The sequence below is a fragment of the Nocardiopsis sp. L17-MgMaSL7 genome (assembly GCF_003182025.1).
Taxonomy (GTDB): Bacteria; Actinomycetota; Actinomycetes; order Streptosporangiales; family Streptosporangiaceae; genus Nocardiopsis; species Nocardiopsis prasina.
Genome location: NZ_QGTF01000014.1, coordinates 71,492 through 88,044 on the forward strand (window position 1 = coordinate 71,492; position 16,553 = coordinate 88,044).

Sequence of the window (16,553 nt, forward strand, 5' to 3'; positions counted from 1 at the left end):
GGATACTCTTAGATGGGCAATCATCGACGGTCTTTGTGATCAGCATCACATCGACGGTCTCGGAGCGTGGAACGCGCCCGAGGGCCTCACCGTCCGCGCTGGTAGCGTGGCCCCGATCGACATCCTTTAACGACCTGTTCTGTGAGGCAGGGAAGGGGTCACTACTTTGCGTGCGCGAAAACCAACCAGGGGTGAAACGGGTACTGGTGTCCCCGCGCCCTCACCCGAGGTACCGGAAACCCCCGACGTACCCGAAGGCACCAGAGCCGTCCTCGACGGCAACGAGATCAACCGGGCCCTGACCCGCATCGCCCACGAGGTGCTCGAACGCACCAAGGGCGGCGAGCACGTCACCCTCCTGGGCATCCCCTCGCGGGGCGTACCGCTCGCCGAGCGCCTGGCCCGCCGCATCGAGCGGGTCGAGGACCTCAGCGTCCCCCACGGTTCGCTCGACATCACGATGTACCGCGACGACCTGCACCTGGCCCCGGCCCGCGCCCTGGGCCGGACCGCGATCCCCGCGGGCGGCCTCGACGACCGCGTGGTCGTCCTCGTCGACGACGTCCTCTTCTCCGGCCGCACCGTCCGCGCCGCCCTCGACGCCCTCGGCGACCTCGGCCGCCCCCGCGCGGTCCAGCTCGCCGTCCTCGTCGACCGGGGCCACCGCGAACTCCCCATCCGCGCGGACTACGTGGGCAAGAACCTGCCCACCTCCCTGCGCGAGAGCGTCACGGTCCTGCTGTCCGAGACCGACGGCCAGGACGCCGTCCTCCTCGGTCCCTCGAAGCCGCGCTCGGGCGCGGTCGCGACCACGGCCGACATCAAGGAAGGGGAGGCCTGATGCGCCACCTGCTCTCCACCGGCGACCTCAGCCGCGACGAGGCCACGCTCATCCTGGACACCGCCGCCGAACTGGCGCAGGTCGGGGACCGCTCCGTCAAGAAGCTGCCCACCCTGCGCGGGCGCACCGTGGTCAACCTCTTCTACGAGGACTCCACCCGCACCCGGACCTCCTTCGAACTGGCCGCCAAGCGCCTGTCCGCCGACGTCATCAACTTCTCGGCCAAGGGCTCCAGCGTCTCCAAGGGCGAGAGCCTCAAGGACACCGCGCTCACCCTCCAGGCCATGGGCGCCGACGCCGTGGTCATCCGGCACAGCGCCTCCGGCGCCGCCCACCGCCTGGCCCACTGGGTGGACGGCTCCGTCCTCAACGCGGGCGACGGCACCCACGAACACCCCACCCAGGCCCTGCTGGACGCCTACACCATGCGTGACCGCCTGGGCCGCCTCGACGGCCTGCGCGTGGCCGTGGTCGGCGACATCCTGCACAGCCGGGTCGCCCGCTCCAACGTGCTGCTGCTCACCACCCTGGGCGCGCACGTCACCCTGGTCGCGCCGCCCACCCTGCTGCCGGTCTCGGTGCACACCTGGCCGTGCGAGGTCTCCTACGACCTCGACGAGGTCCTGCCCAAGTCCGACGTGGTCATGATGCTGAGGGTCCAGGCCGAGCGCATGCGCGACTCGTTCTTCCCCTCCGTCCGCGAGTACAGCCGCAACTACGGCCTCGACGGCGAGCGCCTGGGCCGGATGCCCTCCGACGCGATCGTCATGCACCCCGGACCGATGGTCCGCGGCATGGAGATCTCCGCCGAGGTCGCCGACTCCCCGCGCTGCACCGTCACCGAGCAGGTCGCCAACGGTGTCAGCCTGCGCATGGCCGTGCTCTACCTGCTGCTCGGCGGCTCCTAGGAGCTCCGGTCCCGAACTCGCGAGAGCCGCCAGAGCGAGCCGCGCTGTTCGAGGCCCCGCCCAGGCCGCCCAAAAACCTCACGAACCACGAGAAAGCCGACACCCTCATGCCCGAAAACACCGGACCGTACCTGATCAGGGGCGCCCGCCCGCTCGGCGGTGACCCCGTCGACCTGTTGTTCGTCGACGGCCGGATCGCCGAGATCGGCCCGGACCTGGAGGCCCCCGAGGGCGCCCTGGTCATGGACGCCACCGGTCTGGTCGCCCTGCCCGGACTCGTGGACCTCCACACCCACCTGCGCGAACCCGGCCGAGAGGACGCCGAGACGGTGGCCTCGGGTTCCCGCTCGGCCGCGATGGGCGGCTACACCTCCGTGCACGCCATGGCCAACACCGACCCCGTCGCCGACACCGCAGGCGTGGTCGAGCAGGTCTGGCGCCTGGGCCGCGAGGCCGGTTACTGCGACGTGCGCCCCGTCGGCGCCGTCACCGTCGGCCTCGCCGGTCAGCAGCTCTCCGAGATCGGCGCCATGGCCGACTCCGCCGCCCAGGTCCGGGTCTTCTCCGACGACGGCATCTGCGTCTCCGACGCCCTGCTGATGCGGCGCGCCCTGGAGTACGTCAAGGCGTTCGACGGCGTCATCGCCCAACACGCCCAGGAACCGCGCCTGACCGAGGGCGCCCAGATGAACGAGGGCTGCGTCTCCGACCGCCTCGGCCTGCCCGGCTGGCCCGCGGTCGCCGAGGAGGCGATCATCGCCCGCGACTGCCTGCTCGCCCAGCACGTCGGCTCGCGCCTGCACGTGTGCCACGTCTCCACCAAGGGCTCGGTCGACATCATCCGCTGGGCCAAGGCGCGGGGCTGCGACGTCACCGCCGAGGTCACCCCCCACCACCTGCTCCTCACCGACGAGCTGGTGGAGGGCTACGACCCGATCTACAAGGTCAACCCGCCCCTGCGCACCGCCGAGGACGTCCAGGCGCTGCGCGAGGGACTGGCGGACGGCACGATCGACATCGTCGCCACCGACCACGCCCCCCACCCCGCGGAGGCCAAGGAGACCGAGTGGTCCAACGCCGCCATGGGAATGGTCGGGCTGGAGACAGCGTTGGCCGTCGTGCAGCGCACCATGGTCGACACGGGCCTGCTCACCTGGGCCGAGGTCGCCGACCGCATGTCCACCGCACCCGCCCGCATCGGACGGGTCAGCGGACACGGCCGTGAACTTGCCGCGGGGGAGCCCGCCAACGTCGTCCTGTACGACCCCGCGGCGCCGGTCGGCGTCGACGGCGCGGCCATGGCGTCCAAGAGCGACAACACCCCCTTCCGGGGCATGACCCTGCCCGGTCGGGTCCGCGCCACCTTCCTGCGCGGCGCGCCCACCGTCCTGGAGGGGAAGATCAATTGAGCACACCGAACGCAGTGAACGCCCAGGCCACGCCTGGTGCGGCAGAGGGGGAAAACGTGTCCGAGGAGACCGGCGGTCCGGCGATCCTGGTGCTTGAGGACGGTCGTGTGTTCCACGGCCGCTCCTTCGGCGCCACCGGCGAGACCTTCGGGGAGGCCGTCTTCAACACCGGGATGACCGGCTACCAGGAGACCCTCACCGACCCCTCGTACCACCGACAGATCGTGGCGATGACCGCCCCGCACATCGGCAACACCGGGGTCAACGACGACGACCCCGAGTCCGGCCGGATCTGGGTGGCGGGCTATGTCGTCCGCGAGCCCGCGCGCATCCCCTCCAACTGGCGCGCCCAGCGCACCCTCGACGAGGAGCTGCGCCGCCAGGGAGTGGTCGGCATCGCGCTGACCGGGACCCGGGCCCTCACCCGCCACCTGCGCGACCGTGGCGCCATGCGCGCGGCGGTCAGCAGCGTGGAGACCGACCCCAAGGCGCTGCTCGCCCGCATCCTGGAGCAGCCTCGCATGGCCGGTTCCGACCTCGCCGCCGAGGTCAGCACCGACGCCGCCTACGAGATCCTGCCGCCCCAGGGAGTCGAGACCCGCTTCCACGTGGCGGCCGTCGACCTCGGCATCAAGGCCATGACGCCGCAGCGGCTGGCCGAGCGCGGGTGCAGGGTCACCGTCCTGCCCGCCACCGCCACCGCCGAGGACATCCTCGCGCTGGACCCGGACGGCGTCTTCTTCAGCAACGGCCCAGGCGACCCGGCCACCGCCGACCGCTCGGTCGACGCCATGCGCGGGGTCCTGGACGCCGGGAAGCCGCTCTTCGGCATCTGCTTCGGCAACCAGATCCTGGGCCGCTCCCTGGGTCTGGGCACCTACAAGCTGCCCTTCGGCCACCGGGGCGTCAACCAGCCGGTCATCGACACCCGCACCAAGAAGGTGGCGATCACCAGCCAGAACCACGGCTTCGCCGTGGACGCCCCGCTCGACGCCCCCTTCGACACCCCCTACGGCCGGGCCGAGGTCAGCCACATCGGCCTCAACGACCAGGTCGTCGAGGGCCTGCGGCTGCTGGACCGACCCGTGTTCAGCGTCCAGTTCCACCCGGAGGCCGCCGCCGGCCCCCACGACGCGGCCGAGCTCTTCGACGAGTTCGTCGACCTGATGTCCGCCCAGCCCGCACCGGCTGCCAAGTAGTAAGAGGAACAGAGCATGCCGCGCCGTAGTGATCTTTCATCCGTCCTCGTGATCGGCTCCGGCCCGATCGTGATCGGGCAGGCGGCCGAGTTCGACTACTCGGGCACCCAGGCCTGCCGTGTCCTGCGGGCCGAGGGCCTGCGGGTCATCCTGGTCAACTCCAACCCGGCCACGATCATGACCGACCCGGAGATCGCCGACGCCACGTACGTCGAGCCGATCACCCCCGAGATGATCGAGAAGATCATCGCCAAGGAGCGCCCCGACGCGCTCCTGCCCACCCTGGGCGGGCAGACCGCGCTCAACGCCGCCGTCAACCTGCACGAGGCCGGGATCCTGGCCAAGTACGACGTCGAACTGATCGGCGCCAACATCGACGCCATCCAGTCCGGCGAGGACCGCGAGGTCTTCAAGGGGATCGTCGAGCGCATCGGCGGCGAGTCCGCCCGCTCGCGCATCTGCCACGACCTCCAGGAGTGCCTGGACGCGGCCGAGGAGCTCGACTACCCGGTCGTCGTGCGCCCGTCCTTCACCATGGGCGGCGCCGGCTCCGGCTTCGCCCACGACGAGAACGAGCTCCGCCGCATCGCGGGTCAGGGCCTGGCGCTCTCCCCGACCACCGAGGTGCTCCTGGAGGAGTCCATCCTCGGCTGGAAGGAGTACGAGCTGGAGCTGATGCGCGACACCAACGACAACGTCGTGGTCGTGTGCTCCATCGAGAACCTCGACCCCATGGGCGTGCACACCGGTGACTCCATCACCGTGGCCCCGGCCATGACCCTCACCGACCGCGAGTACCAGAAGCTGCGCGACATCGGCATCGCGGTCATCCGTGAGGTCGGCGTGGACACCGGCGGCTGCAACATCCAGTTCGCCGTCCACCCCACCACCGGCCGGGTCATCGTCATCGAGATGAACCCCCGCGTGTCCCGCTCCTCGGCCCTGGCCTCCAAGGCCACCGGCTTCCCGATCGCCAAGATCGCCGCCAAGCTCGCCGTCGGCTACACGCTGGACGAGATCCCCAACGACATCACCAAGGAGACCCCGGCCAGCTTCGAGCCCACGCTCGACTACGTGGTCGTCAAGGTCCCGCGTTTCGCCTTCGAGAAGTTCCCCGGCGCCGACCCGACCCTCACCACCACCATGAAGTCGGTGGGCGAGGCCATGGCCATCGGCCGGTCCTTCCCCGAGGCGCTCCAGAAGGCCATGCGCTCCCTGGAGAAGGCCGGTGTCGGCCTGACCTGGGCCGGGGACCCCGGCGACAAGGACGAGCTCCTGCGCCGCTCCGCCCAGCCCACCGAGCACCGCCTCCGCCAGGTCCAGCAGGCCCTCCGCGCCGGTGCGACCGTCGAGGAGCTGCACGAGGCCACGAAGATCGACCCGTGGTTCCTGGACCAGATGCTGCGCCTGGAGGAGACGGCCCGGGCCCTGGCCAGCGCGCCCAAGCTCGACGCCGCCCTGCTCCGGGAGGTCAAGGGCCTCGGCTTCTCCGACGTCCAGATCGGCGAGATCACCGGCAGGCCCGAGGACGTCGTCCGCGAACTCCGCCACGCTCTGGGCATCCACCCCGTCTACCTGACCGTGGACACCTGCGCGGCCGAGTTCAAGGCGGAGACGCCGTACCTGTACTCCAGCTACGACGAGGAGACCGAGGTCCCCACCGGAGACCGGCCCAAGATCATCATCCTGGGCTCGGGACCCAACCGGATCGGCCAGGGCGTGGAGTTCGACTACTCCTGCGTCCACGCCTCCTTCGCCCTCTCCGAGGCCGGGTTCGAGACCGTCATGGTCAACTGCAACCCCGAGACCGTCTCCACGGACTACGACACCAGCGACCGGCTCTACTTCGAGCCGCTCACCCTGGAGGACGTCCTGGAGGTCGTGCGCGCCGAACAGGCCGCCGGACCGGTCGTCGGCGTCATCGTCCAGCTGGGCGGCCAGACCCCGCTCGGCCTGGCCCGCCGCCTCAAGGACGCCGGCGTGCCCATCATCGGCACCAGCCCCGAGGCCATCGACCTCGCCGAGGACCGGGGCGAGTTCGGCAAGGTCCTGGCCGACGCCGGGCTGCCCGCGCCGAAGTACGGCACCGCCTACTCGTTCGAGGAGGCCAAGGCCGCCGCTGACGAGATCGGCTACCCGGTCATGGTCCGCCCGTCCTACGTGCTGGGCGGCCGGGGCATGGAGATCGTCTACAGCGAGCTGATGCTCGCCGACTACATCGAGCGCAACGCCGAGGTCAGCCCCGAGCACCCGGTCCTGATCGACCGCTTCCTCGACGACGCCATCGAGATCGACGTGGACGCCCTCTACGACGGCAAGGACCTGTACCTGGGCGGCGTCATGGAGCACATCGAGGAGGCCGGCATCCACTCCGGCGACTCGGCGTGCACCCTGCCCTCCATCACCCTGGGCAGCGAGGACATCGAGCGCATCCGCTACTCCACCGAGGCCATCGCGCGTGGCACCGGGGTCCGGGGCCTGCTCAACGTCCAGTACGCGCTGGCCTCCGGCGTCCTCAACGTCCTGGAGGCCAACCCGCGCGCCTCCCGCACGGTCCCGTTCGTCTCCAAGGCCACGGCCGTGCCGCTGGCCAAGGCCGCCGCGCGCGTCATGGCCGGGAGCAGCATCGCGGACCTGCGCGCCGAGGGCATGCTGCCCGCCAAGGGCGACGGCGGCGACCTGCCCGCCGACGCCCCGGTGTCGGTGAAGGAGGCCGTGCTGCCCTTCAACCGGTTCATCAACAAGGAGGGCGAGGGCGTCGACACCATCCTCGGCCCCGAGATGCGCTCCACCGGTGAGGTCATGGGCCTGGACACCGGGTTCGGCCCGGCCTACGCCAAGTCCCAGCTCGCGGTCAACGGCGACGTGCCCACCCGGGGCAAGGTGTTCGTGTCGGTCGCCAACCGGGACAAGCGCTCGATGATCTTCCCGGTCAAGCGCCTGGCCGACCTCGGCTTCGAGATCCTGGCCACCGAGGGGACCGCCGTGGTGCTGCGCCGCAACGGCGTCCACGCCACCGTGGTGCGCAAGCACAGCGCGGGCACCGGACCCAACGGCGAACCCACGATCGTGCAGCTCATCCACGACGGCGGCGTGGACCTGATCGTCAACACCCCGTTCGGTAGCGCGGGCCAGTCCGGCCCCCGTCTGGACGGGTACGAGATCCGGACCGCGGCCATCGCCCGCGCGGTGCCCAGCGTCACCACCGTGCAGGGTCTGGCCGCCGCCGTACAGGCGATCGAGGCCCGTGTTCGCGGCGACCTCGGGGTGCGCTCCCTCCAGGAGCACTCCCAGTCGCTCACGGAGAGCCGCCGGAACTCCTAGGCTGTAGCAGTCCGGGTACCGCCGGGCCGATCTCCCGCAGCACAGTGCGGACGAGTCGAGCCGTCGGTGAGGAACGAGCCAGGCGTGGGCGAGGATGCTGTGCCCGCCTCAACCCGTATCCCTGGCTGTCCGGGTACCCAGGACACGGGCTGAAGCGGAGCGGAGGCCCACAGCAGGCACTGTCCGGGTGCCGCGCGATCGCGCGGCACCCGGACAGTGAAGCCAGTTCCAGAGAGGCCACCACCAGACATGAGCGACAACGGACCGGTGCAGACCAGGTGCCCCGTGCTGAACGTGCGCAGGGTGGACGCCTACTACGCCATCACCGTCGTCGCACCGGGCATAGCCGAACGGTTCCGTTCCGGGCAGTTCGTCTCGGTGGCGGTCGGCGGGGACCACTCCAGCACGCTGCTGCGCCGTCCCTTCGCGATCCACGACGTCAAGCCCGACTACGGCGGGACCGTCGAGTTCCTGTTCGCGGTGCGCGGTACGGGGACCGCCTGGCTCGCGGAACGAAGATCACGCGACCTGCTCGACGTGGTCGGCCCGCTCGGGCGGCCCTTCCCCCTGCCCCGGGACCCCGTCAACTGCGTCCTCGTGGGCGGCGGGTCCGGGAGCGCGCCGCTGTTCCCGCTCGCGCAGTCCCTGCGCAGGCGCGGCTGCCGGGTGGACTTCGTGCTCGGCGCCGCCTCCGCGGACCGTGTGTTCAGCGCCATCACCGCCCGCCGCATCGCCGAGACGGCCGCCTTCACCACCGACGACGGCTCCTTCGGCACGCGTGGGAGGGTCACTGACGTCCTGGGCCGCGTGATCGAGGAGGCCCGCTCGGACGCGGTCTACGCCTGCGGCCCCATGCCGATGCTCAGGGCCGTCACCCAGGTGGCGGGCAGCCACGGCGTCCCGGTGCAGGTCGCGGTCGAGGAGACCATGGCGTGCGGGATCGGGATCTGCATGACCTGCGTGATCCCGGTGGTGGGCGAGGACGGCATCACACGGATGGTGCGCTCCTGCGTGGACGGCCCGGTGTTCCGGGGCGAGCAGGTGCGCTTCGACGACGTCGGGTCCATCCCCTTCGACGCTCTGGGCGCCCCGGGGTGGAAGGGGTCCAGCGCGGCCCGCGCGGCGGAGTCGGCCCGCGACATCGCCTGACACACCAGAGCCACGAGAGGCCCGGCGCGGTGCCGCGCCGGGCCGCCACGAGCGAGCGAAGGCCAGTGAACGCAGACCTCAGGACCAGGCTCGGATCCCTCCAACTCCCGAACCCGGTGGTCACCGCCGCCGGATGCGCGGGTTCGGGGCGCGAGCTGTCGCAGTTCTTCGACATCGGGGAGATCGGCGCGGTCACCACCAAGTCGTTGATGTTGGAACCCCGTGCGGGCAGACCCGCGCCGCGGATGGCGGAGACTCCCAGCGGGATGCTCAGCACCACGGGCATGCAGGGCCCGGGGGTGGACGTGTTCCTCCAGCGGGACCTGCCCTGGCTGCTCTCCAGGGGAGGGCGGGCGATCGTCTCCATCGCGGGGTCGGGCGTGGGCGAGTTCGGTGAGCTGGCGCGGCGCGTCTCCGAGGCGGAGGGCGTGGGCGCCATCGAGGTCAACCTGTCCTGCCCGAACCCGGCCGACCCCACGGGGCGGCACTTCGCCGACGACGCCGCCCAGGCCGCGACGGTGGTGCAGACGGTGCGCTCGCACGCGCGCTCGGACGTGCCGGTCCTGGCCAAGCTCGCCGCCGACGTCCCCGATGTCGTCGAACTGGCCGGCGCCTGTGTGGCGGCCCGAGCCGACGGGCTGACCATGATCAACACCCTGCGGGGGATGAGCGTGGACCCACGGACGCTGCGCCCGGCTGTGGCCGGGGGGATGGGCGGGCTGTCCGGCCCGGCGATCCGTCCCCTGGCGGTGGGGTGCGTCTACCGGGTGCACGAGGCCTTCCCCGAGGTGCCGATCGTCGGCGTGGGCGGGGTGCGCACCGGTACGGACGTCCTGGAGTTCATGGCGGCCGGCGCCAGCGCGGTGGCGGTGGGGACGGTCAACTTCTCCGATCCGTCCGCGTGCACGCGGGTGCTGCGGGAGTTCACCGAGGCGCTGGACGCGCGCGGCGTCTCCAAGGTCTCGGAGGTGGTGGGGGCCGCCCACCGCCCCGGAACGGGTGTGTGACCGCCCGTTCACGCACCCACAGGCCCCTGACCGGCCTGAACGGCGCTGAGATGGCTCTGTGTGCCCGAACGCGTGCTGCGGGGATACGTGGGTGGGTTCGCGGAGAACGTGCGCCTACGTCCGTTTGAGCGGCCGTTACGGGGAAGTGACGCGGGTTGGGTGCATGAAGCGCCCGATCCGGGGAACCGCACACCATGGTGGTGTGCACATGACAGCGAACGTGCATCGGCTGGTGCGTGTGTAAGCACGGGCGTAAGTACGGACGTAAGGCACGAACGGATGTTTTTCCGGCACCGGCCCGGAGCCGGTGGCACACGATTGGAGATACCGACATGACCGCGCCCTCCGCGCCCATCGCCGTCGCGATCGACGCCAACGAGATCGAGACGGCGGCCACCTGGGCCTCCGCGGTCGCGCCGCACGTGAGCACGGTGAAGGTGGGGCTGGAGCTCTACCTGCGCTACGGCCCCGACGTGATCAGTGCCGTGCGCGGCGCCAACCGGGTCGGGGTCTTCCTCGACCTGAAGCTCCACGACATCCCGGCCACGGTCGCCGGGGCGGCCCGCTCGGTCGCGGGGCTGCGGCCCTCGATCCTGACCGTGCACGCGTCCGGGGGAGCGGACATGGTCCGCGCGGCGGTCGAGGCCGCTCCGGACACCAGGATCGCGGCGGTCACGGTGCTCACGTCCATGAACGAGGCGGACCTGGAGCAGGTGGGGCTGCTCGGACCCTCGCGGGACGCGGTGCGGCGCCTGGCGGTGCTCGCGGTCGACGCGGGCGCGCGGGCGCTGGTGTGCTCGCCCCAGGAGGTCTCGATGGTCCGATCCGAGGTGGGTCCGGACATCACGCTCATCACCCCGGGTGTTCGTCCGGCCGGGGCGGACCTCGGGGACCAGTCACGGGTCGCCACCCCGGAGGCGGCGATCGAGGCCGGGGCGGACCTCCTGGTCATCGGACGACCCATCACCCGTGCCCCGGACCCGGGCGCGGCCGCGGCCTCGATCGCGGCGGCCGTGCGGCGCGCCGGCGCCCGTGTCTGAAACCCGGGGCCGGGTCCGGGCACCCGTGGGCTGCCCGGACTCTGGGCAGGTGAGGGCGGGATCGTCTCATTTGTCGCATCTGTCCCATCACTCACAGTTGTGGATCACGGACGGTCACCAATTAGGCGTGTCCAAAACTAGTGATCCACGGCGAAGAGTGACCCGAGTCACCGCAGGGTGACCTGCGCAGGTGGTGCGCTTTCCCAGCTCGTCAATCAGGACCAAAGTCCTGATTTTCGTGTCCGACCGCAATTGGATCGTCACTCTGGGTAGTTCCTTCGATGAAATAGCCCTTGAAAGGGCACTTTACGTTGCCTAACAGGGGTCAGACCTACTAACTTGCGCAGGCGTCCGCCCTCTACAAACGAGTAGAAAACCGAGGTGACCCGGCGTGGCCCTTCCTCCCCTCACACCCGAGCAGCGCAGTGCGGCTCTTGAGAAGGCCGCCAAGGCCAGAAAAGAGCGTGCGGAGGTCAAGAACAAGCTCAAGAACGGCGGCATCTCGCTGTCCGAGGTCCTCTCCAACGGACTCAAGGACGACGTCATCGGCAAGATGAAGGTTTCGGCTCTGCTGGAATCCCTCCCCGGTGTCGGCAAGGTGCGTGCCAAACAGATCATGGAGCGGCTCAACATCGCTGAGTCGCGCCGTGTCCGAGGCCTGGGCACCAACCAGCGTGCCGCCCTCGAGAGCGAGTTCGGCGACCTCACCAAGTAACACCGGTCCGGTGGAGACACCGGCCAGCACCGCCCCCGACGCGTCCCCCACAGTCGCTCGGAGCCGCCGCACCAGTGGTCAAGGCAAGCGGTGAGCAACAACTCGACGCCACGGTGTGGCGGGCGGGTGGACCCCAGGTCACACCCCGTCCGCCCCACCGTGGCTCGGTGATATAAAGGGAGCTTCCCGCGACCGTACGCTGCGCGCCAGTGCGCCAGCACGAGCCGCCCGCGCGGTGCTCGCCGGACCCCGGGTCCGGCCCCGGCAGCGCTCACGAGGCCCACGGCCCACCGCGTGGCGGAGAGCCGAATGGAAGCCTGATACTCACATGCCTGCGCAGACCGCAGACCAGACCCGACCGGCCGAGAAACGACTGACCGTCCTGTCCGGCCCCTCCGGCGTGGGCAAGAGCACGGTCGTCGCCCACCTGCGCCAGGTCAACCCCGACGTGTGGCTTTCGGTGTCGGTGACCACCCGCGCGCCCCGCCCCGGCGAGCGCGACGGGGTCCAGTACCACTTCGTCTCCGACGAGGAGTTCGACCGCCTCGTCGCCGAGGACCAGCTCCTGGAGTGGGCCCAGTTCGCGGGCAACCGCTACGGCACCCCGCGCGGTCCCGTCGAGGAGCGCCTCAGCGCGGGAGTCCCCGTCCTGCTGGAGATCGAACTCCAGGGGGCACGCCAGGTGCGCGAGTCCATGGACGACGCCCTGCACGTCTTCCTCGCGCCGCCCTCCTGGGAGGAACTGGTCCGCAGGCTGACCGGCCGGGGCACCGAGTCCGACGAGGTGATCCAGCGCCGCCTGGAGGTCGCCAAGGTCGAGCTCGCGGCCGAGAAGGAGTTCGACACCACCCTCGTCAACACGTCCGTACAGGAAGTGTGCGACGAGCTGCTAGCGTTGATGACAGCGCCCAAGGTGTGATAGCGGGTGCGAATCGGGCCGCGCCGATCTCCGGCGGCGGCCGCATCCGCCCCATTCCGGGCCTCTAGAACCTTTCCGTCCAATCAACGTCACGGCTTCCGACGAGCCGGAGACCGTCCCTGGGGGTAACGAAGTGGCTGGTACCGAGCCCGTCGCCGAAGGCATCACCAACCCGCCGATCGACGACCTGCTGGAGTGCGTCGACAGCAAGTACAGCCTGGTCACCATGGCCTCCAAGCGGGCCCGCCAGATCAACGCCTACTACGCGCAGCTGGGCGAGGGCCTGCTGGAGTACGTCGGTCCGCTGGTCGAGACCCAGGTTCAGGAGAAGTCCCTGTCCATCGCCCTGCGCGAGGTCAAGTCCGGCCTGCTCACCGCCGAGCCGTACGAGGGCAACTGACACAGGGCCCCACATCGGGCCCGCCCCCTCGGGGGCACAGACCGCGCCCGTCGCACCCCCCGCCCGGGGCGTGCGGCGGGCGCGGCCTGGTAGAACTCCATGTGTGAGTGACACAGAATCCGTTCCCCAGGTGGTCCTCGGTGTCGGCGGGGGCATCGCCGCCTACAAGGCGTGCGAGCTGCTGCGCCGACTGACCGAGTCCGGCCACCGCGTCCGGGTCGTGCCCACCGCGGACGCCCTGCGCTTCGTCGGTGAGCCCACCTGGGCCGCCCTTTCCGGCCAGCCCGTCGCCACCGGCGTGTGGGACGAGGTCCACGAGGTCCCGCACGTGCGCATCGGCCAGTCGGCCGACCTCGTCTTCGTCGCCCCGGCCACCGCCAACCTCCTCGCCAAGGCCGCCGCCGGACTCGCCGACGACCTGCTGACCAACACCCTTCTCACCGCGCGGTGCCCGGTCGTGTTCGCCCCCGCCATGCACACCGAGATGTGGGAGCACCCCGCCACCCAGGCCAACGTGGCCACCCTGCGCTCGCGCGGAGCCATCGTCCTGGACCCGGCCGTGGGCCGTCTCACCGGTGCCGACACCGGGCGGGGCCGCCTGCCCGACCCCGCCGAACTCTTCGAGGCCGCCCGCCTGGTCCTGCGGCGGGGCGCCAGCCGCTCCGACCTGGCGGGCCGCCGTGTGGTGGTCTCCGCAGGCGGCACCCGCGAGGCCATCGACCCGGTCCGCTTCCTGGGCAACCACTCCTCGGGCCGACAGGGATACGCTCTGGCCCGCACCGCCGCCGCCCGGGGAGCCGACGTGACGCTGGTCGCGGCCAACGTCTCCCTGCCCGACCCGGCCGGGGTGCGTCTGGTGCGCGTGGAGTCCGCGGTGGAGCTGGCCGAGGCCATGGAGGCCGAGCGCACCCGCGCCGACGCCGTGGTCATGAGCGCTGCCGTCGCGGACTTCCGCCCGGTCACCAGCGCGGCCTCCAAGATCAAGAAGTCCGGTGACGCCCCGGCGCCGATCGAACTGGTGGAGAACCCCGACATTCTCGCCGGTCTGGTGGCCTCCCGGACGCGTGAGGGCACGGAGCAGACCATCGTGGGCTTCGCGGCCGAGACCGACGACGTGATCGACAACGGCCGGGCCAAACTGGCCCGCAAGGGATGCGACCTGCTCGTGGTCAACCAGGTCGGCGGTGGGCGCGCCTTCGGCACCGACGACAACCAGGCGACGGTGCTCGGTTCCGACGGGAGCGCCGTGGACATTCCCACAGGGCCCAAGGAGGACCTCGCCGACCGCGTGTGGGACCTGGTGGTCGAACGACTTCCGGGATGAGCGTCACGGTCGGGGAGGGAACCCCGCCCCACAGCGCGATCCTGGTGAGCGTCACCGTCACCTCGGCAAAACTTCCGCTCGTCGCGCTGGATTCCTACCGCTGAGTACGACAGACTCGTTCGGGTGCCGACGAACGGCTGAGGAGGCCCGCCGCCGCGCATCCGCCCCCACCAGTCCCGTTACAGTGGACCGATAACCAACCGCGTCGGTCGGTATTGCCGTCCCGACACATGTCAGCCAGCAGCCGCTGCAAGGAGTCACTTAACGTGTCCCGCCGCCTTTTCACCTCCGAGTCGGTCACCGAAGGCCATCCCGACAAGATGGCCGACCAGATCAGTGACGCGATCCTCGACGCGATGCTCGCCACCGACCCCGGCAGTCGGGTCGCGGTCGAGACGCTGATCACCACTGGTCAGGTCCACATCGCGGGTGAGGTCACCACTCAGACCTACGTAGACATCCCCGCGATCGTGCGAGAGAAGATCCTCCAGATCGGGTACGACTCGTCCGCCAAGGGTTTCGACGGTGACTCCTGTGGGGTCAACGTCTCCATCGACGCGCAGTCCCCGGACATCGCCCAGGGGGTCGACACCGCCTACGAGGCGCGCGTCGAGCACGAGGACGACGTCCTCAACCGGCAGGGCGCGGGCGACCAGGGCCTCATGTTCGGTTACGCCAACCGTGAGACCCCCGAGCTCATGCCGCTGCCGATCAAGCTGGCGCACTCGCTCTCCGAGCGCCTGTCCGAGGTCCGCCGCAACGGCACCGTCCCCTACCTGCGCCCCGACGGCAAGACCCAGGTCACTGTCGAGTACGAGGGCCAGACCCCGGTCCGCCTGGACACCGTCGTGGTCTCCAGCCAGCACTCGGCGGACATCAACCTGGAGGAGATGCTGACCCCGGACATCCGGGAGCACGTCATCGAGCCCATGGTCGCCGCCTACGGCCTGGACGCGGACGACTACCGCCTCCTGGTGAACCCGACCGGCCGCTTCGAGATCGGCGGCCCGATGGGCGACGCCGGTCTGACCGGCCGCAAGATCATCGTCGACACCTACGGCGGCTACGCCCGCCACGGCGGCGGCGCCTTCTCGGGCAAGGACCCGTCGAAGGTGGACCGCTCCGCCGCCTACGCCACCCGCTGGGTCGCGAAGAACATCGTCGCCGCCGAGCTGGCCGAGCGCGCCGAGGTCCAGGTGGCCTACGCGATCGGCAAGGCCCACCCGGTGGGTGTGTTCATCGAGACCTTCGGCACCGAGAGGGTGGCGCCGGAGCTGATCGAGAAGGCCGTCAAGGAGGTCTTCGACCTGCGTCCGGCCGCGATCGTTCGCGACCTGGACCTGCTGCGTCCGATCTACTCCCGGACCGCCGCCTACGGTCACTTCGGCCGTGAGCTGCCGGAGTTCACCTGGGAGCGCACGGACCGGGCTGCCTCGCTGCGTTCGTTCGTCGGCGCCTAGGAGACGTACCAGTACCGAGGGCGGGTGGCCGTGGGCCACCCGCCCTCGGCCGTGTCCGGGACCCGCCGTATGCCCTACGCACCATTTGACTACTCTGTGCTGTTAACTATGCACAGAAAGTCATTAATGGTGCCATGTGGAGGGGGAACACCATGGCCGTGCCAGCTGCGGTGTCGGTGTTGGGCCTGGCCGCGTTGATCGCGCTGCCCGGACAGCCGGTCCGGACGGACGACGGGCCGGTACCCGGGGCCGGGAGTCTGCACGTCACCGTCCAGGAGCGGTCGGAGGAACGACTGCGCCCGGGCGACCGCGTGGAGTACACCATCAAGGTGCGCAACGCCGGACACGAGGCGCTGCCGGACGCGCGCGTGGTGCAGTTCCTGCCCTCCTCGATGCGCTACGTCTCCGGTGCCCCCGAAGGGGTCGAGGAGGGGCGGGCAGAGTGGGTCCAGCCCCTTGAGCCGGGGGAGCGCGCGGCCCTCACCGTGGTCGGCGAATTCACCGAGGTACCCGAGGGCGCCCAGCAACCGGTCTCCACCGTGTGCCTGCGCCCCGCCGCGGACGCGTCGCTGTCCTCCTGCGCCTCCGCCGTCCACGAGGTCCAGCGGATGGTGCCGATGGTCTGGGTGGTGGCCGGACTGCTCGCCGTGGCGGCCTTCGCGATCGCGGTGGGCGGCTACCTGCGCTATCGGGGCACCCGTGGACCCCGGCCGGAACCGGAGGCGCCGAGCAACCACAGCCCGGGTTCGGTGCCCAACCTGCGGACCTTCCCGGGACGGGCGCCCGTCTACCACCTGGACGCCCACAGGTGACCAGGGGCTGAGAGGCGGGGCCGGGGACCATCCCCGGCCCCGCCTC

The 16,553-nt window shown here is 70.7% G+C and carries 14 protein-coding genes; all 14 read left to right on the forward strand.

Annotated elements, in window-relative coordinates; genetic code table 11:
• The first annotated feature begins 166 nt into the window (after positions 1 to 166).
• The 14 genes from pyrR (at position 167) to BDW27_RS22300 (ending at position 16,507) form a co-directional block, all read left to right on the forward strand.
• Positions 167 to 841 carry a bifunctional pyr operon transcriptional regulator/uracil phosphoribosyltransferase PyrR gene (pyrR, locus tag BDW27_RS22235; protein ID WP_110051506.1) on the forward strand — a complete coding sequence of 225 codons (675 nt, stop codon included), beginning with the start codon at positions 167 to 169 and terminating at the stop codon, positions 839 to 841.
• The gene (locus BDW27_RS22240; protein ID WP_017546558.1) at positions 841 to 1,749 is read left to right on the forward strand and encodes an aspartate carbamoyltransferase catalytic subunit; all 909 of its coding nucleotides are present in this window, start codon (positions 841 to 843) and stop codon (positions 1,747 to 1,749) included. The genes pyrR and BDW27_RS22240 overlap by 1 nt, the downstream gene beginning before the upstream one ends.
• Positions 1,750 to 1,856: 107 nt before the next feature.
• Positions 1,857 to 3,158, forward strand: a complete 1,302-nt coding sequence (locus BDW27_RS22245) for a dihydroorotase (protein WP_110051507.1) — start codon at positions 1,857 to 1,859, stop codon at positions 3,156 to 3,158.
• A 56-nt stretch (positions 3,159 to 3,214) separates the two neighbouring features.
• Complete coding sequence (gene carA / locus BDW27_RS22250; protein ID WP_017546560.1) at positions 3,215 to 4,357, forward strand: glutamine-hydrolyzing carbamoyl-phosphate synthase small subunit; 1,143 nt, start codon at positions 3,215 to 3,217, stop codon at positions 4,355 to 4,357.
• A gap of 15 nt (positions 4,358 to 4,372) precedes the next feature.
• On the forward strand, positions 4,373 to 7,681 hold the full coding sequence (gene carB, locus BDW27_RS22255; RefSeq protein WP_026129615.1) for a carbamoyl-phosphate synthase large subunit: 3,309 nt from the start codon (positions 4,373 to 4,375) through the stop codon (positions 7,679 to 7,681).
• A gap of 249 nt (positions 7,682 to 7,930) precedes the next feature.
• Positions 7,931 to 8,830, forward strand: a complete 900-nt coding sequence (locus tag BDW27_RS22260) for a dihydroorotate dehydrogenase electron transfer subunit (RefSeq protein WP_017546562.1) — start codon at positions 7,931 to 7,933, stop codon at positions 8,828 to 8,830.
• A 65-nt stretch (positions 8,831 to 8,895) separates the two neighbouring features.
• Complete coding sequence (locus tag BDW27_RS22265) at positions 8,896 to 9,837, forward strand: dihydroorotate dehydrogenase (protein WP_017546563.1); 942 nt, start codon at positions 8,896 to 8,898, stop codon at positions 9,835 to 9,837.
• Positions 9,838 to 10,169: 332 nt separating this feature from the next.
• Positions 10,170 to 10,877 (forward strand): orotidine-5'-phosphate decarboxylase, encoded by a 708-nt coding sequence (gene pyrF / locus BDW27_RS22270; RefSeq protein ID WP_110051509.1) that lies wholly within the window; start codon positions 10,170 to 10,172, stop codon positions 10,875 to 10,877.
• A 391-nt stretch (positions 10,878 to 11,268) separates the two neighbouring features.
• Positions 11,269 to 11,592 carry an integration host factor, actinobacterial type gene (gene mihF / locus BDW27_RS22275; protein WP_017546565.1) on the forward strand — a complete coding sequence of 108 codons (324 nt, stop codon included), beginning with the start codon at positions 11,269 to 11,271 and terminating at the stop codon, positions 11,590 to 11,592.
• A 328-nt stretch (positions 11,593 to 11,920) separates the two neighbouring features.
• Complete coding sequence (gene gmk / locus BDW27_RS22280; protein WP_110051511.1) at positions 11,921 to 12,511, forward strand: guanylate kinase; 591 nt, start codon at positions 11,921 to 11,923, stop codon at positions 12,509 to 12,511.
• Between the two features lie 133 nt (positions 12,512 to 12,644).
• Complete coding sequence (gene rpoZ, locus BDW27_RS22285; RefSeq protein WP_017546567.1) at positions 12,645 to 12,911, forward strand: DNA-directed RNA polymerase subunit omega; 267 nt, start codon at positions 12,645 to 12,647, stop codon at positions 12,909 to 12,911.
• Positions 12,912 to 13,041: 130 nt separating this feature from the next.
• Positions 13,042 to 14,235, forward strand: a complete 1,194-nt coding sequence (gene coaBC, locus BDW27_RS22290; RefSeq protein ID WP_110051512.1) for a bifunctional phosphopantothenoylcysteine decarboxylase/phosphopantothenate--cysteine ligase CoaBC — start codon at positions 13,042 to 13,044, stop codon at positions 14,233 to 14,235.
• 266 nt (positions 14,236 to 14,501) lie between these two features.
• On the forward strand, positions 14,502 to 15,695 hold the full coding sequence (gene metK / locus BDW27_RS22295) for a methionine adenosyltransferase (protein ID WP_110051514.1): 1,194 nt from the start codon (positions 14,502 to 14,504) through the stop codon (positions 15,693 to 15,695).
• A gap of 152 nt (positions 15,696 to 15,847) precedes the next feature.
• Positions 15,848 to 16,507, forward strand: a complete 660-nt coding sequence (locus BDW27_RS22300) for a DUF11 domain-containing protein (RefSeq protein WP_110051516.1) — start codon at positions 15,848 to 15,850, stop codon at positions 16,505 to 16,507.
• Positions 16,508 to 16,553: the final 46 nt, after the last annotated feature.

Bases quoted from the DNA above. Each gene is read 5' to 3' on its own strand.
- BDW27_RS22240 (WP_017546558.1), top strand. From the start codon at position 841: ATGCGCCACCTGCTCTCCACCGGCGACCTCAGCCGCGACGAGGCCACG.
- BDW27_RS22245 (WP_110051507.1), top strand. From the start codon at position 1,857: ATGCCCGAAAACACCGGACCGTACCTGATCAGGGGCGCCCGCCCGCTC.
- carB (WP_026129615.1), top strand. From the start codon at position 4,373: ATGCCGCGCCGTAGTGATCTTTCATCCGTCCTCGTGATCGGCTCCGGC.
- BDW27_RS22260 (WP_017546562.1), top strand. From the start codon at position 7,931: ATGAGCGACAACGGACCGGTGCAGACCAGGTGCCCCGTGCTGAACGTG.
- pyrF (WP_110051509.1), top strand. From the start codon at position 10,170: ATGACCGCGCCCTCCGCGCCCATCGCCGTCGCGATCGACGCCAACGAG.
- gmk (WP_110051511.1), top strand. From the start codon at position 11,921: ATGCCTGCGCAGACCGCAGACCAGACCCGACCGGCCGAGAAACGACTG.
- BDW27_RS22300 (WP_110051516.1), top strand. From the start codon at position 15,848: ATGGCCGTGCCAGCTGCGGTGTCGGTGTTGGGCCTGGCCGCGTTGATC.